This is a genomic window from Peribacillus sp. N1, assembly GCF_054600815.1.
This window is the reverse complement of the sequence record NZ_BAAHZO010000001.1, coordinates 809,658-824,416: the sequence shown is the minus strand read 5'-3', so window position 1 is coordinate 824,416 and position 14,759 is coordinate 809,658. Positions and strand designations below refer to the sequence as shown.

Annotated in this window: 11 protein-coding genes and 1 pseudogene; 11 read left to right on the top strand and 1 reads right to left on the bottom strand. The window is 38.5% G+C overall.

The window, feature by feature from the left end:
* Positions 1 to 80: 80 nt before the first annotated feature.
* Positions 81 to 407, bottom strand: a complete 327-nt coding sequence (locus tag ACYP5M_RS03895) for a MerR family transcriptional regulator (protein WP_101222264.1) — start codon at positions 405 to 407, stop codon at positions 81 to 83.
* Between the two features lie 204 nt (positions 408 to 611).
* Between ACYP5M_RS03895 and nirB the strand changes: the two genes are divergently transcribed.
* The 11 genes and pseudogenes from nirB (at position 612) to ACYP5M_RS03840 (ending at position 14,647) form a co-directional block, all read left to right on the top strand.
* Positions 612 to 3,026: a nitrite reductase large subunit NirB gene (gene nirB, locus ACYP5M_RS03890; protein WP_459734677.1), complete on the top strand. Its 2,415-nt coding sequence runs from the start codon at positions 612 to 614 to the stop codon at positions 3,024 to 3,026.
* Positions 3,027 to 3,043: 17 nt separating this feature from the next.
* On the top strand, positions 3,044 to 3,361 hold the full coding sequence (gene nirD, locus ACYP5M_RS03885) for a nitrite reductase small subunit NirD (RefSeq protein WP_101222192.1): 318 nt from the start codon (positions 3,044 to 3,046) through the stop codon (positions 3,359 to 3,361).
* Between the two features lie 445 nt (positions 3,362 to 3,806).
* Positions 3,807 to 5,423 (top strand): family 14 glycosylhydrolase, encoded by a 1,617-nt coding sequence (locus ACYP5M_RS03880; RefSeq protein WP_459734676.1) that lies wholly within the window; start codon positions 3,807 to 3,809, stop codon positions 5,421 to 5,423.
* Between the two features lie 668 nt (positions 5,424 to 6,091).
* Positions 6,092 to 6,517, top strand: coding sequence for an OsmC family protein (locus ACYP5M_RS03875; protein ID WP_101222189.1), 426 nt, complete (start codon positions 6,092 to 6,094; stop codon positions 6,515 to 6,517).
* Positions 6,518 to 6,872: 355 nt separating this feature from the next.
* On the top strand, positions 6,873 to 7,193 hold the full coding sequence (locus ACYP5M_RS03870; RefSeq protein ID WP_063593579.1) for a hypothetical protein: 321 nt from the start codon (positions 6,873 to 6,875) through the stop codon (positions 7,191 to 7,193).
* Between the two features lie 723 nt (positions 7,194 to 7,916).
* Positions 7,917 to 8,369, top strand: coding sequence for a hypothetical protein (locus ACYP5M_RS03865; protein ID WP_434166953.1), 453 nt, complete (start codon positions 7,917 to 7,919; stop codon positions 8,367 to 8,369).
* Positions 8,370 to 9,122: 753 nt separating this feature from the next.
* Positions 9,123 to 9,449 (top strand): annotated as a pseudogene (locus tag ACYP5M_RS03860) (ArsR/SmtB family transcription factor); the annotation flags it as partial.
* Complete coding sequence (locus tag ACYP5M_RS03855) at positions 9,450 to 9,842, top strand: SRPBCC family protein (RefSeq protein ID WP_230176014.1); 393 nt, start codon at positions 9,450 to 9,452, stop codon at positions 9,840 to 9,842.
* An 81-nt stretch (positions 9,843 to 9,923) separates the two neighbouring features.
* Positions 9,924 to 10,517: a YdeI/OmpD-associated family protein gene (locus ACYP5M_RS03850; RefSeq protein WP_427574229.1), complete on the top strand. Its 594-nt coding sequence runs from the start codon at positions 9,924 to 9,926 to the stop codon at positions 10,515 to 10,517.
* 785 nt (positions 10,518 to 11,302) lie between these two features.
* Positions 11,303 to 13,246: a transporter substrate-binding domain-containing protein gene (locus ACYP5M_RS03845; RefSeq protein WP_434166952.1), complete on the top strand. Its 1,944-nt coding sequence runs from the start codon at positions 11,303 to 11,305 to the stop codon at positions 13,244 to 13,246.
* Positions 13,247 to 13,270: 24 nt separating this feature from the next.
* Positions 13,271 to 14,647, top strand: a complete 1,377-nt coding sequence (locus tag ACYP5M_RS03840; protein WP_434166951.1) for a sigma-54-dependent transcriptional regulator — start codon at positions 13,271 to 13,273, stop codon at positions 14,645 to 14,647.
* The last annotated feature ends 112 nt before the right edge of the window (positions 14,648 to 14,759 follow it).

The window sequence follows — 14,759 nt, the reverse complement described above, 5'->3', positions numbered from 1 at the left end:
ACCTGGCTAATCGAAGTTTGAAATATGCATAGTTACGGTATGTAGTGAATCGGCTTATAATTGCGGTTGCTTAGCGAAAATCAATTGCGTAGGCCAAAGTGTGCATTTAATTGGCCCTGCAGCATTTTTTTTCGCATTTTTTCCTGTTCAATTTTTCTGTTCTCTTTTAATTTTTCCTGCCTAATTTCATTGGTTTGCACTCCATCCTCTATTTTATCGGCAATTTCCACTAATGCCTTAACGTCGGAAAAAGAGTATTTACGGTTACCCCCCTTAGATCTTTCGGGGAAAACGAGTTTTCTTTCTTCATAGTAACGGATTTGTCTATCGGATAGTCCGGTTAATTCTCTGACAACCCCTATGGAAATTACTTTTCTGTCTAAATAAGTTTCTTTTTGCTGGACGATGAAAATCACCTCATTTTGGATTTATGCTAGATCAATAAGGATATTATATCCTAATTTTCTGAATATTTGTAATAAAAACTAACATTAATTATTAATTTTTAAAAACTATGTAAGATTTCATTACACACTTGTGGCGATAAAAAGTGACGTCACCTATAATCAATCATATCATCCTTTCAAAAAAATCTTATTGGAGGACAAAACATGGCTAAGCAGAAATTGGCACTCATTGGGAATGGTATGGCTGGAGTAAGATGTATAGAAGAAATTTTGAAAATTCAACCGGAAAGGTTTGAGGTGACTGTCTTCGGAAGTGAGCCGCATCCGAATTATGATCGAATCCAACTATCGAATGTATTGCAAGGGGCTACGACGATAGATGATATAACAATAAATGATTGGAACTGGTACAAAGAAAACAATATTACACTTTTTTCAGGTGAAACTGTCACGAACATCGACACCACTAAGCAAATCATATATTCAGATGCAAATCGTGAAGTCGCATATGATCGATTAATTTTAGCTACCGGATCAATCCCATTCATTTTACCGATAAACGGAGCTGATAAAAAAGGAGTGACAGCATTTCGAAATATTGAAGACTGTGAAAAAATGATCGAATATTCAAAAAACAACAAAAAGGCTGCTGTCATTGGTGGAGGATTACTGGGTCTTGAAGCAGCCAGGGGTCTTTTGAATCTAGGTATGCAGGTAGATGTTATTCACCTTTCGGAATATTTGATGGATAGACAGTTAGATCCAGCAGCAGGAAAAATGCTGCAAAGGGAACTTGAAAGCCAGGGGATGAATTTTTATCTTGGGAAACAGACTCAGGAGGTTTTAGGTGAAATTGATGTCAAAGGATTGCGCTTTAGTGATGGCGAGGAAATCAGCGCCGATTTAGTGGTCATGGCCGTTGGGATTAAGCCAAATGTTGCTATGGCCCAAGATTGCGGCATCCCTGTCAATCGAGGAATTATCGTGAACGATTATATGGAGACAAGAATCCCGAATATTTTTGCAGTCGGTGAATGTGCGGAACACCGTGAAATGGTATATGGTTTGGTCGCTCCCCTATATGAACAGGGCAAAGTATTGGCCAAAAGGATTTGCGGCCTCGAAGACAAAGCTTACGAGGGTTCAGTGCTGTCTACTAAGTTAAAAATATCTGGTGTTGATGTATTTTCGGCTGGAGAAATTTTCGAGGATGAACAAGCTAAATCAATCAAGGAATTTAATGAATGGAATGGCACTTACAAAAAAGTAATGATTCGAAATGGAAAAATATCTGGTGCGGTATTATTCGGGGATACAAAGGAAAGCAATAACCTATTGAGCATGATCAATAAAAATGCCGAGGTTTCCGAATATTTAAACGCTGGAACGAGTGAAACTAGTGTTAGTCTTGTCACTGCGATGTCAAATGAGGAAATCATCTGTGGTTGTAATGGAGTAACCAAGGGCGATATTATGACGGCTATCGAATCTAATGGGTTAACAAGTATTGAGGAAGTAAAAGGCTGCACAAGTGCTTCGAGATCATGCGGAGGGTGTAAGCCGTTAGTCGGTGATATTCTCGGGCTGACATTAGGCGCTGAATTCAGTAAGTCAAACCAGAAGGAATCCATATGCACGTGCACCACATTATCCAGAGATGAGGTTGTTGCTGAAATACGCGAAAAAAATCTGACCCATACTCGGGAAGTCATGAATGTTCTCGGCTGGAATACAAGTGATGGTTGCTCGAAGTGTAAACCGGCACTGAACTATTACTTAGGCATGATCCATCCTGTTGAATATGAAGATGAAAAAGAATCCCGCTATGTCAATGAAAGGCTACATGCAAATATTCAAAAGGATGGTACATTTTCCGTTGTGCCAAGAATGTATGGAGGCGTCACTAATCCTGATCAATTACGGAAAATAGCAAATGTTGCCGATAAGTATAATGTTAAGTTACTTAAGGTTACAGGCGGGCAAAGAATAGATTTGTTCGGCGTTGAAAAAGAAGACCTTCCAAAAGTATGGGCTGACCTGGATATGCCTTCTGGATATGCTTATGGAAAAACCCTTCGAACTGTGAAAACATGCGTCGGTGAAAACTTTTGCCGCTTTGGCACCCAAGATTCAATTGGGCTGGGCGTTGCCCTGGAGAAGAAATTTGAACGTGTAGGCACACCGCATAAGGTTAAGATGGCTGTGTCGGCATGTCCTCGTAATTGTGCTGAATCCGGTATCAAAGATCTTGGTGTTGTCGGAGTGGACGGTGCATGGGAAATTTATATTGGCGGCAACGGCGGAACCCATTTAAGAGCTGCTGAATTATTATGCAAAGTGAAAACAAGTGATGAGGTAATTGAAATTACGGGTGCATACATCCAACATTATCGAGAGACTGCCAATTATTTAGAAAGAACATCTGTCTGGGTTGAGCGTGTAGGGTTCGATACCATTAAGGCGATTATTGGTGATAAGCAAAAAAGGATGGAGCTTAATCAACGCTTGGATGAGGCCTTATCCGTATTGCAAGAACCGTGGAAAGAAATCATTGAGAGCAATGCAATCCAAACCGGTTTATTCCAAAAAGTGAAAATTCCAGCTATATCAAATAAATGAATATGGGGGCAGCCTAAATGGGGAAAACTCTTCAAAAGATAAAGGTTTCAACAGTAAATGAGATGCCAAAAAACCTGGGGAAAACAGTAACCATAGGCTCTCATGAAATTGCACTTTTTCATTTGGCAAATGGTGAATTCCGGGCCATTGAAAATCGTTGCCCACATAAAGGTGGGGTTCTAGTGGAAGGCATTGTAAGTGGTGATCACGTCTTTTGCCCGATGCATGACTGGAAAATCAGTGTCAAGAATGGAGAAGTCCAAAAACCTGATAATGGTTGCGTAAGGACATTCAATGTTGAAATAGAAGATGATAATGTTTATATCGTTTTATAACCAGCTGCGATGGATAGTCTCTTAGACTATCCATCTTGTAGACAAAAGGGTTCTATCTAAAAGTTAAAACAAGTTGATTGGATCGGGTGTTCGAGACTCCTGCGGGCTAAGCACGTCCAGGGGAGACCCCGCGCAAAGGCGCCGAGGAGGCTCCCGGACCGCCCGCAGAAAGCGAGTGCCTGGAGGCAACATTCATTGCACAAACCATAAAAAAACTAAAGACAGACTCGATTTTCATTGAGTTTGTCTACAGTCTGCTGGATAGTCTCTTAGACTATCCATTTTTTCTTTGCGGTGTTTTGAACTAAATTTCCCTGGCAGAATAATTGATAAATATTTCCAAAGGCAATATACTTTCTAGTATAGGGATTCCTTTATTAAAACGAATGAATGTAAGCGAATTCGATGAAAAAATGAATAAAGTTATAGGGAAGGTTGGCGTTTTATGAACAAATTATCTGTTGGCGTTTTTACCTTTATGCTGTATTTTGTTCCTTTATCAAATACACCTGGAATAGCAGAAGTAAAACCAGATTACAAGCTTTATGTAATGGCCCCATTGGGTGAAATAACAGATTGGGAGGCATTTGAAGCACAGTTAACCCAGTTGAAGGAAAATGGAGTATATGCAATAACGACAGATATTTGGTGGGGATTAGTCGAGAGTAAAAAAGATAATCAGTTTGATTGGACTTATTATAAAAAATACGCGGAAACCGTGAAGGCTTCCGGTTTAAAATGGGTGCCCATTTTGTCTACACATCAATGCGGCGGTAATGTGGGGGATGATTGCAACTATCCCATCCCGAGTTGGCTCTGGAATAAAGACACTCTAGAAAACATGGCATTCAAGAGTGAAAGTGGTTTCTGGAATAAGGAAGTACTTGCTCCTTGGTGGGAAGGTACAGCCGATCAGTACAACGAATTGTATAAATCCTTTGCAGTGAACTTTGCTGATAAGAAGGATTTAATAGCTAAAATATATTTAAGTGCAGGGCCAGCTGGGGAACTAAGATACCCCTCCTATCAAAATGCTGATGGCTGGGAATATCCTGAAAGGGGACAGCTCCAAGCTTATACAGAAGGAGCGAAACGTGATTTCAGGCTTAACATGAGAGAAAAATATTCAACAATAAAAAAATTAAATGCTGCCTGGGGCAAAACGTATAAAAACTGGAAAGAGGTTCAGCCGCCAGGAAATGGGGATGAATTTTTCACCAGGGGCGGAGCAATCGACACTCAATTTGGATACGACTTTATGCAGTGGTATCAAGGTGCACTCGAAAAGCATCTTGCAAAAATCTCTAAATTTGCCCATAAACATTTTGATGAAGTCTTTGGCGTTCCAATTGGAGCTAAAATCTCAGGAGTCCATTGGAAAATGAATGATCCAGTACTGCCGCATTCAGCAGAGTATAGTGCAGGGTATTATAACTACTCCCAATTATTGAATCAATTTAAAAAATCGAAGATGGCCCTCACGTTCACCTGTTTGGAAATGGGAGATCAAGATGCACATACTGCGCCTTCATATAGCGCTCCTAAGACGTTGGTGACCCATATTGCTTCTTTGGCTAACGAAAAAGGAATTTCATTAAACGGGGAAAATGCACTCCCGCTGATCAACAATGAAGCGGGCTTTGACAATATAGCAGAAATGGTTTTTAACCATGATTTTGAGGGATTTACCTTGCTAAGGATGTCCTATTTATTCGACGATGAAGGAAATCCAACAAATGAGTTCAGGATGTTGGCTGATAAATTGAAAGGCATGTCCATTCCAGTTACATTCACAGTTGAAAATGTACCTGCCACACATGGAGTTTACTTAATTGGGGATAGAGGAGAAATAGGCAGATGGAATCCTGAGGATTACGAATATAAACTCACTCAAAGCACAGAAGGCAGCTGGAGTGGAACATTTCTATTAGCCGAAAATCGATTTTATGAATTCAAGTTCGTCCTAAAAGATGAAAATGGCAATATCACATGGCAAGATGGGGAAAATAATAGTTATAAAACTCCTTTGAGTGGAGAAGGAAACTATAAAACTGCTTGGTAATTGAAGAAATGATGTCTTTCATTTTGCAAGCTTAAACTGTTTCTATCGAAATTTTAAAACCATTATTTCCAAAAATGGCGGTTCGAAAAGCTCTCACAACCATGTTCTATAGGTAAACTTAGTTATCCATCTTGTTTTTACACATAAATATATGGATGAACCCCTGAATAGATTGAAGAAATTTGCGACACTCCTGCCGAAAAGCTGGCTAGCCGAGACCCCACAGAGGCTTGCGTCGAGAAGGCTTGGCAGGCAGTCAGCGGAAAGGTAGCGGATTTCTTAAATCACCTGGAATGTTTTTTTGAGTGTTTCAATCTAAAATTTAATACAAAGTCGATTGGAACCAGTGTTCGAGACTCCTGCGGGAAGGGCGCGTCCAGAGGCGCACTGGGCGCAAGACCACCCATGGAAAGCGAGTGCCTTAAGGCAATGTTCAAATTTTACAGTATGACTAACTAATTAGGTATTGTGGGAAGAATATAAGGTATGGAAAGTCATCAAAAGTTAGAGTATAAGAAATCCAGAAGCCCAGTGCACTGTATATTTACGCACTGACCCCATTGGGGAAATATTTTTAAATAATAAAATGATATGCATTTACGTTAAATGGAAATACGGACTATTTTTAGAACAGAACAAAACAACAAGAAAGGGAGGAATTGAAATATATGAAGACAATGATTACATGGACAGGGGAACTGGCATTTTCTGGCACAACTCCGTCGGGACATGAAATTAAGATGGATGCTGCCGAAGAAGCAGGAGGAAAAAATAGCGGAGCCAGACCCACGGAGTTACTTTTACATTCTCTTGCTGGGTGCACAGGTATTGATATTGTAATGATATTAAAAAAAATGCGATTTGAAACAAAGGCCTTTCAAATAGAAATAGAAGGGGCACGATCGGAAAATCATCCTAAACGGTTTACCGATTTTCATATTCACTATTTATTAGAGGGTGATCTGCCTGAAGATAAAGTGGTCCGTGCAATTCAATTATCCAAAAATACGTACTGTTCAGTATATCACTCATTAAATGCCAACATTAAAATCAGCTATTCGATAAATGGTGTTAAAGGAAAACAAGAATTATAATTTAATGGCTTTAACTGAAAGTAGTTTATACATTTTTCATATAAGAAAAACAGCCTTCATTTCATAAGCAAATGGAGGCTGTTTTCGACTGAAATGAACATCCTTGTTTCACGGATAATCATCCATACCAAAACGTGCAAATCTCAGAAAATAATCCCTCTACATGTTAATCCTAGTCGTATTCTAAAAAAAAATCATTCTCCAATTTATTTTCAAGGTAACATAACTCCATTTTTCGAAGAAAAGGGTTTATTTAGTCAGCAAGTAATCAAATTGTAATGGTTTGTCATTGGAATGCCCTTGATGTTATGAGTTTATCCATATAAACTTTAGATACTATTGAGGAGTGGTTAAGTTGAAAGAGATAACAATTGACAAATTAATTTTTAAAAATCATTTATCGATGATTGAACAATATTCATTGAAAGATTTCATGTTTAAGTGGCTCGGCAGCCCTGAAGAAGGATTAGATGATCTTCTTCCGCTTACATACACAGATCAAGTTTTTGCAAAAATGGAAACGACATTGGAGACAAAAATAAAGATTCACGGCGAAGAAACCTTCAGATATGTCACCATTACGGAAGATAATCAAATTGTAATAGGGGGCTTAGACTCGAATCAAGAGTTAAAGTTTAGAATTGTGTCCCTGGAGGAGCGATTGAAAAGCTACTAAAACTTTAGACTTAGCATTTTCAGACAGATAAATATTTTAGGCCGTTCCTTTTTATTTAAGGAATGGCCTTCAAACTGTCGACAAACTCGATAAAATTCGAGTTTGTCGACAGTTTTTTTTACGGTTTTTACAATTTGAACGCTGATTTCCTCTCCAGGCACTCGCTTTCCGCGGGCGGTCCGTGAGCCTTCTCGGCGCCTTTGCGCCTACGGGATCTCCCCTGGACTAGCTTTTCCCGCAGAAGTCTCGCACACCCGCTCCAATCAACTTTGTTTTAAACTTTTAGATAGAACCATTTTGCCTAAAGTCTTCATTGTTAAAAATGGAATTACTAATACTTGAGGTGATGAGGATGCTTTCTAAACATTATTCCATTCAGCTAGTCAACTGGAAGTGATTACTTTATATCAACTGATGCCAGCTAACCATTTAGTTCGTAAAATTGAGGCTGCCAGTGACTTCTCTTTGAATTTATTAATTCCGAAGTCCTTTTGTCTACAAACTGAAGGCCGTTCCTTTTTATTTTTTTTTTCACGTTTAGAGCAGCGTTAAATTCCATTTAAGGTTCATAACTGCACTAAAAGTAAAAGGAAAATCCATACCTAGAGTAAATCTTTAAATTTCTGGAATTTTGGATTAATTTAACAAAAATAAACGATTATAGATTTGTCTTAGTGTATTATAAAGTAATGAAGTCGATTAAATTAATTGGGGGGATTTGAGATGAGCGAGACGTTGAAAAGTTCGATAAAAATGCTTTTGAAAGAAACGTTTGAAGGACCGGGAAATGATGGGAGCTATTATACTGATTCAAGACCGAATACAGGGATTTTTGGGACACTTGATGGTTTAACCGCAGAAGACGCTTCACGTTCCATAAATGGATCAACCATTGCTGCTCACTCAGACCACACACGGTATTATTTATGGGTAATCCGAACAATGATTAGTGGCACAGACTTTGAAAAAGACTGGGACGCAAGCTGGACCATTGCTCAAGTTGATGAGGTGAAATGGGCGGAAATAAGGGAGGGATTACATAAGGAATATGTAACTCTTTTCAAAGAAATCGATACAATCGATTTAGGAAAATGGCTGACAAATGTAAATGCGACCATTGCCCACTCAGCTTATCATCTTGGAGCATTACGTCAAATGTTAAAAGTCTTGAAATAGACAAATAATTTATTATATCGAGGGTTTGTAATTGATTTCCTCTTCAGGCACTCGCTTTCCGCGGGCGGTCCGGGAGCCCCCTCGGCGCTCTTGCGCCTACGGGGTCTCCTTGGACACGCTTTTCCCGCAGGAGTCTCGCACACCCGATCCAATCAATATGAAAGCAGAATTTAAAATTTGTCCACCATTAATTCCCCCGTATCACCCTCACCCTCTGGATTTCCTCCTATCAAATGTGTCTCATATCTGCTTTCGAATATCGGGGGATATACTTCCTTTCTCGAATGATACGATCATAATCTCTGCCCAATTTGTCTAGTGAATCAAGGAATAATAAACCTCCGCCCTCGCGAATGATTAAGAGCATTGCCTGATATTGAGGCCGGTTAAATTCTTTCCACTTTGCTTATCAATGAGGATATATCGCTGCTTACTTCCAAGCTTACGAAGTTTTTTAGGATGCCCGTTTTCGATTCTGATCTTTTGCAAAAAAAGCGGCTAACAATTGGTTATTTATGTATAAGTGTTAGTTTCTTAACAAATGTACTGTATCAAACAGGGAAATTTAGTTGTAAAAGGATCTAATAAGGTTGAAGCTTAATCTTTTGAACAACTAGAAAATAAGGAACCTATATACTTGATGATAGGAGAATAAAACAAATACCATGTGTCAATACTAAAATTGACAGGACACCGATTGGTGTCATATAATAAAAGACACCAATCGGTGTCCAATTAAAAGGGGGGGTGATTTTGAACGAGAAAAATCAAGAGCGTGATATTTATGCAGCCATCGCTGACCCAACAAGACGTAAATTGCTACGTTTGTTGGCGGACGTGGAAGAATTGCCACTCAATGAGTTGACTATACATTTTGAAATGGGCCGTACTGCGGTTTCAAAGCATTTGACAATCCTTAAAGAGGCTGGTCTCGTAATCAGCAGAAAGATCGGCAGGGAAACGCGTTATCGGCTGAATGCTGCCCCGTTGAGGGAAATTGAGGATTGGGTATCGTTTTACAGGAAATTCTGGAGTGAAAGAATGCTGCTTTTAAACCAAATATTAGAGGAGGAACAAAAGATGAATTTAACAGTATCACAAGATTTTAATTTTAAGAGCCCAATCGAGAAGGTATGGCTCGCCTTAACGGATGCAAATACTCTTGCGAAGTGGGTAATGGCTAATGATATTAAACCTGTCGTCGGACATAAATTTCAGTTCCGGAATGAACAGTGGAATTTAGTTATCGATTCCGAAGTTCTTGAAGTTGAGGAGCCTTATAGATTATCTTACACTTGGGTAGGTAGCGGGATAAACACTACAGTCACATGGACATTAAAGCACGAGGATGGAACAACCTATTTACATCTTGAACAATCAGGATTCGAAAAAGAAGATCAAGCGTTCAATGGTGCGAAATATGGTTGGGCGAAAATGGGCGAAGATCTTAATAAATTGTTAGAGGAAATGTAAGATCAAATCTCTGAACCTGTTTTTTAGTTTTTAGCTAACGCATAAGAAAAGCAAACTGCTCGGAAAGAGGAGTGTTCCGTGATGTCAAATAGTAGAATGAATCCTAAGGTTGATGAATTTTTAGGTAAAGCTAAAAAGTGGAAGGAAGAATATGAGACGCTGAGAAATATCGTTCTTGACTGTGGGCTGACCGAAGAATTTAAGTGGATGCATCCTTGTTACACGTTTGAGAAAAAAAACATCGTTTTAATACATGGATTTAAAGAATATTGTGCGCTTCTGTTTCACAAAGGTGCCTTGTTAAAGGATACCCATGGGATTCTAATCCAACAAACGGAGAATGTACAGGGGGCGCGCCAGATTCGGTTCACCAATCTTCAAGAAATAGTTGCAACGGAAACCATTCTGAAAGCCTATATTCATGAGGCCATTGAAGTTGAAAAAGCCGGTTTGGAAGTGAATTTTAAAAAGAACGAAGAATTCATAATTCCTGATGAGCTTCAAAACAAATTCGATGAAATCCCTGCCTTGAAAACGGCTTTTGAAGCATTGACCCCGGGACGGCAAAGAGCATACATTCTTCATTTTTCTCAACCGAAACAATCTAAAACTCGAGAGTCAAGAGTTGAAAAATGTATGCAGAATATTCTCAATGGAAAGGGATTAAAGGATTAGTATATTCGATAAGAAAAAAAGTAATGATCCTTAAAGAAACTAAGTAATGAAAATAATGTGTTATTCCATTATAGGGTTCTTTTATCGAGTAACAAAAAAGCCCAATTTCTCAATTTAATACTGGGAAATTGGGCTTTTTTTGAAATTTCGATTTAGGAAAATGGCTGACAAATGAAAATGCGACCACTGCCCACTCAGCTTATCTTCTTGGAGCGTTACGGCAAATGTTAATAAGCCTTGAAATTGAAATTACTTTAACATAAAAATGCCAATGTATCTATATGTTCCGAAGTGTCTCAATGCCAACCATGATTTTAAAGAAAGACATGTTTATCCTTCATTTTTTTAGAATGAAACCCCCATTAGATTGAAGAAATATGCGACACTCCTGCCCGAATAACTGGCTAGCAGAGTCTAAACAGACGCTTGCTTCGAGGAGGCTTGGCAGACAGGCGGCGGAAAGGGAGCGAAATTCTGAAATCAACTGGATTTTTAAAAAAAGCAAACTGGCTCTTCTTCTAATTTAAAATAAGAAGTCTATCTCTAACCTAAACCCCAGCAAAGGTTGCTGGGGTTAAATTTATTTGTTAAGACAGAATAACACAACTTTTTGTAGGAAATTGTTAGATTGTGTCAAGAATTCTTTGCATTTTAAAGGGTTCAAGCCCTTATTGGAGAAGTATATTATCATGGTGTTTTAGCCGAGAAACACTGACTGCAAGGATTTAGACACAGAAGGAGGGCTCTTAATTAAAAAGCAGCTGTTTAAACTAAGTATATTTTGCATGATAGTCTATGTTCAAACGCTTTGGTCTCCCGCTGTTTTTGCTGAACAAAAGACTTTTATAATTGCTGGAGAAAGTGCTCTTCCTCCATTTTCATTTGAAAATGAAGCTGGTGAGCTGACAGGCATCAATATTGATTTAATGGAGGAAATAGCAAAATATAATGGCGTAGATTTCAAATATATTCCGATGAGGATGGAAGAAGCCGAAAAAGCCTTGAGTAACGGAACAATTGATGCCATTGTTGGAAGTACCTATAATACCGAAAAAGATTACCGACTTGATTTCACTCAATCCTATTTTACAATGTCCCAATCAATAATCATTCCTAGTAAAAGGAAACAGGAAATTCATACGTTAACGGATCTACGTGATTCACATGTTGTCCTTGACCATAACACTCCAGTAATCAGTACTTTTCTCAATATGAGGAATACAAATTTAACGACCGTTTCGAATCAATACTCGGGTATTTTAACATTATTGAACAACCGTGCAGATGTATTCATCGGAAACAAATGGACTGCTGATTTCTATTTAAAAAAATTCCGCCAAGAAAAGAATTACATCATTCTTGATGAAGTCATTGAACCGGCGGATTATACGATTGCAGTAAAAAAAGGGAATCAATCGCTTCTTTTCATGATGGATAATACACTGACAGAACTTAAAGCAAACCGGAATATCAATGGGATAATTGATAAATGGGTCATGCCACAATCCAATCAAAAAATTGCTAGGCTGGAGCAATTCATATTCTGGTTGATTATCAGCTTAACTGCAGTAGCCCTTATCCTACTATTCATTTACATATGGAATCAAAAGCTAAAAAAATCCGTTCATAACCAGACGTTAAAATTACATTTATTAAATAAGGATTTAGAGAAACAAAGGCAAAACATCGCTAACGCTGAAGCATTCAAAGATCAAATCTTAAACAATATCAATAATGGAATCATCACATTCAATCTCGATTTCGTGATTACCAGCTGCAATGCAAAGGCATCGGACATTCTCAACATTTCCAAGGAAATGATTCTGAATCTTATGAATCATTCACAATTAATGAAGAATTTCGAAGCTTTACATCAAGAACAAAGGGAGAATAATCGCACGGGTTCTTTTCGGATCTTGGTACTTAATGAGGAAAATGAACAGAAGATGATTTCATATTCGATGCATAAGATGTTCAATTCTGAAGATATACAAACCGGATATTTGCTTTCCATGAGTGATGAGACGGAAAAGAAAACATTGGAGAAAAAATTGGTCACACAAGAAAAGCTGCACGCTCTTGGTCAACTCGTTGCAGGCGTCGCACATGAAATAAGGAATCCTTTGACATCGATAAAAACATTCATTGATTTACTTCCGAGTAAATATGATAATCCTCAATTCCGACAAGTTCTAATGGAACACTTGCCTACAGAAGTTAATCGTTTGAATGCGATTGTTACCGATTTAATTGAATATGCACGTCCGCGCCCTCCAAATATCACCAATTGTCACGCTCATGAACTTATATCATTACTTGCTTTTCATAAGGTGACAATGGAAAAAAACCAAATAAATTTCGAGCAGACGATTGAGGAGGACCTTATTTTTTATATAGATTTACAACAAATTCAACAAGTACTTCTTAACTTGGTGTTGAATTCGATTCATGCCGTTGAAGAAACAAAGGAAAAGACCATTAATATCACCATTGATAAAGAGAACGAAAAGACAGGGCGGATTACCATATCCGATACAGGAAAAGGGATGAAACAGGAGGAACTGAACCATATTTTCGAACCTTTTTTCACAAATAAAGAAAAGGGAGTCGGTTTGGGACTTACGTTATCGTATAGGCTAATTAAAGAGAATAACGGAGATATCCATGTGAAGAGTTATCCTAATTCAGGAACGAAATTCACCATTTTACTACCTTTATATATCGAATAGAAGCCTGGAAAGAGGAGGAGTAATATGAAAATGCATGTATTGGTGATTGACGATGAACCTGCTATTTGCACCGCTCTTAGCTTTGCATTGGAAGATTCCTATCAAGTCGTAACAACTACTGACCCCGATGAGGGTCTTCGAAAGATCGAGAATCAGCACTTTGATATTGTGTTACTTGATTTGAGAATAGGGAATAAAAGTGGACTTGATGTCCTACAGAAAACCAAACAAATAGCACCTAACGTGACAGTCATCATGATGACTGCCTATTCATCCATTGAAACTTCCATCGAGGCTATAAAAAAAGGAGCCTACTACTATATTGAAAAGCCAATTAATATAGAAGAGCTTTCTTTGCTCTTGATGAGGGCAGCCGAATTCAAACAGATTTCCAATCAATTGGAGACATTGCATGAAGAATTAGAGATTCAAAAGAGATTTGGTAACTTCCTTGGTAACAGCAAGGCGATGCAGCGTATTTTCTCAATGATAGAAAGAGTGAAAGATATTGATTCCAGTGTTCTTATCACGGGTGAGAGTGGTACTGGTAAGGAGCTTGTAGCCCGTAACATCCATACGCTGGGAAGAAGGAAAAACAATCCCATGCAGATTGTCAATTGTGCAGCAATTCCTGAGATGCTGCTGGAATCTGAATTATTCGGTTACGAGAAGGGAGCATTTTCCGGTGCAACTCAGAGGAAGGAAGGGAAATTCGTTGCTGCTAATGGAGGCATCCTTTTTCTGGATGAGATTAGTGAAATGCCCCTTCCTCTTCAAGCTAAATTATTAAGGGTATTGCAGGAACGGGAAGTGACGCCACTGGGATCCAATACAAAAATCTCATTGGATGTCCGGATTATAAGTGCAGCCAATAAAAACCTGGAGCAAATGGTGATGGAAGGGGAATTTAGGGAGGATTTGTATTTCAGGCTAAATGTCATTCCCATCTCGATGCCGCCTTTAAGAGATAGAAAAGAAGATTTACCGATCCTTATGGATTATTTTTTAAAAAAGCACGCTAAGGATATGAATCGTGAAGAAAAGACATTCTCGGCAACCGCACGTCGAATTTTACTGGATTATCATTACCCTGGGAATGTCCGTGAGCTTGGTAACATTATAGAATATGCTGTGGCCCTATCAAACTCGAAAAGAATGGAAGAAACCGATTTGCCCCAATATGTACAAGAACAGAAGTTCATTCTCCAGCCGGATGGCAATGACGACGATTTTAACAGTTTTAGGATTCCCATTGGCATTTCCATGAAAGAGATAGAAGAAAAGGTCATAACGGCCACTCTTCAATATTGTAAAAACCATCGACAAAAAACAGCTCAAATCTTAAAAATTTCCGAAAGAAGCCTTCGTGATAAAATCAAGCTCATTTCAAAAGGAGAATAACAGGATTATCGTGTTAACCGGCATTTTTTTCTGTGTAACCGGAAAAAATTGCCGGTTTATACTTGAGTAATACCCAAAAAATCGGCAGGATTTGCGTATTAAAGCAGAAAAT

Excerpts from the sequence above, each read along its gene's own strand:
- nirB (WP_459734677.1), top strand. The coding sequence starts at position 612 with ATGGCTAAGCAGAAATTGGCACTCATTGGGAATGGTATGGCTGGAGTA.
- nirD (WP_101222192.1), top strand. The coding sequence starts at position 3,044 with ATGGGGAAAACTCTTCAAAAGATAAAGGTTTCAACAGTAAATGAGATG.
- ACYP5M_RS03880 (WP_459734676.1), top strand. The coding sequence starts at position 3,807 with ATGAACAAATTATCTGTTGGCGTTTTTACCTTTATGCTGTATTTTGTT.
- ACYP5M_RS03875 (WP_101222189.1), top strand. The coding sequence starts at position 6,092 with ATGAAGACAATGATTACATGGACAGGGGAACTGGCATTTTCTGGCACA.
- ACYP5M_RS03865 (WP_434166953.1), top strand. The coding sequence starts at position 7,917 with ATGAGCGAGACGTTGAAAAGTTCGATAAAAATGCTTTTGAAAGAAACG.
- ACYP5M_RS03855 (WP_230176014.1), top strand. The coding sequence starts at position 9,450 with ATGAATTTAACAGTATCACAAGATTTTAATTTTAAGAGCCCAATCGAG.
- ACYP5M_RS03850 (WP_427574229.1), top strand. The coding sequence starts at position 9,924 with ATGTCAAATAGTAGAATGAATCCTAAGGTTGATGAATTTTTAGGTAAA.
- ACYP5M_RS03845 (WP_434166952.1), top strand. The coding sequence starts at position 11,303 with ATGATAGTCTATGTTCAAACGCTTTGGTCTCCCGCTGTTTTTGCTGAA.
- ACYP5M_RS03840 (WP_434166951.1), top strand. The coding sequence starts at position 13,271 with ATGAAAATGCATGTATTGGTGATTGACGATGAACCTGCTATTTGCACC.